The following is a 1,384-nucleotide window of genomic DNA, read 5'->3' as shown; positions in this document are numbered from 1 at the left end:
ACTGACGGTGCCTGAAAAAAGTTGACACATCTTTCTTCTTTTTAAACAAGAAGAAACATGAAAAAAACATCATTTAGAGTTCAGCTGATCTTTTCGGAAGAACTTCGCAAAGAAGTTGTCAATCGCATTGAATCTGGTCAATTATCCATTACCACAGCTACTCGGGAATATGGAGTAAGTCTTTCAAGTATTTATAAATGGTTAAATAAATATTCGCGTAATTTGAGAAGTGGAACACGAATCGTTATGGAAAAAGACAGTATTGACAAAAATATTTCTGAATTACAGAATCGAATTAAGGAGTTGGAAGCTGCTTTAGGGCGTAAAACCATGGAATCAGATTTGTATAAAATCATAGTAGATTTAGCCTCAAAAGAATACAAGACTGATTTAAAAAAAAACTTTGGAAACGTGCCGTCCACATCTATCAAGGCAAAAAAATGAAACTTAATTGTTCTATATCAGCTTCATGTAGTGTTTTAGGTTTTAGTAGACAAGCCTTTTACAAGCGCGATGTTCTAAAGGATAATTCTTCCATAGATACATTACTTAAAATCCTTCCAGATGTTGTTAAGGCAAGGAAGAAACGTCCAACCAAAGGTTGCCGAAGTATCTATGAGGATTACGCTCAAAAATGGCCGTTGGGTAGAGACAAAAGTGTGTCACTATTAATTGAAGCTGGCTTTGGAGTTCGTTTTCCAAAGAAATATCATAGGGCTACCCAGGCGGGTAATCGAGAGTTTCCCAACTTACTTATCAACAAAACCATTAATGATATTAATCAGGTATGGCAGTCGGATATGGCTCATTATTTAGTTGAAGATAAACGGTTTTATACGATTTATATCACGGATGTTTATAGCCAGGAAATTGTAGGATATGGCGCTTATACAGGCAATCAAGCGGATAATTATACTGATGTCTTACTGAAGGCGATTAAGTCTCAAAAAACATCACTTAAAGGCTTAATACATCACAGCGATGGAGGCAAACAGTATGAAAGCAAAATCTACAAAGACTTATGCATGAAATATGGGCTTAAACAAAGTATGTGTATATACTCATATGAGAATCCATATGCCGAAAAGACAAATGATCTAATTAATAATGGATATCTAAATTGTTGGAAGCCCAAAAAACTTGAAGAAGTTCGAAAAAAGCAAACAGAGGCTGTTAAAGATCATAATTTTAATAGCAAAAAAAAGCGCTTAGGGAAAAGGTCTCCAATTGAATTTAAAAAAATGATAAAAGAAAATAATAACCATGCATATTGCCTTCAATTAAAACCTATTAATCCCGAACAACCAAGAAATAAATTATTAACTTTAAACTAAATAAACCTGAAAGTTGAAAGAAAAGTGACAACCAAATTCAGGCAAGTACA

The 1,384-nt window shown here is 33.8% G+C and carries 2 protein-coding genes; both read left to right on the top strand.

The window, feature by feature from the left end; genetic code table 11:
• Positions 1-57 precede the first annotated feature (57 nt).
• Positions 58-444, top strand: a complete 387-nt coding sequence (locus V7S76_RS13240) for a transposase (RefSeq protein ID WP_459510622.1) — start codon at positions 58-60, stop codon at positions 442-444.
• Entirely contained in the window at positions 441-1,334 is an 894-nt protein-coding gene (locus V7S76_RS13235) for a transposase (RefSeq protein ID WP_459510621.1), read from the top strand. The genes V7S76_RS13240 and V7S76_RS13235 overlap by 4 nt, the downstream gene beginning before the upstream one ends.
• Positions 1,335-1,384 lie beyond the last annotated feature (50 nt).

It is taken from the genome of Aquirufa sp. ROCK2-A2 (assembly GCF_054558485.1).
This window is presented reverse-complemented; position numbering and strand designations above follow the sequence as displayed.

Excerpts from the sequence above, each read along its gene's own strand:
- V7S76_RS13240 (WP_459510622.1), top strand. The coding sequence starts at position 58 with ATGAAAAAAACATCATTTAGAGTTCAGCTGATCTTTTCGGAAGAACTT.
- V7S76_RS13235 (WP_459510621.1), top strand. The coding sequence starts at position 441 with ATGAAACTTAATTGTTCTATATCAGCTTCATGTAGTGTTTTAGGTTTT.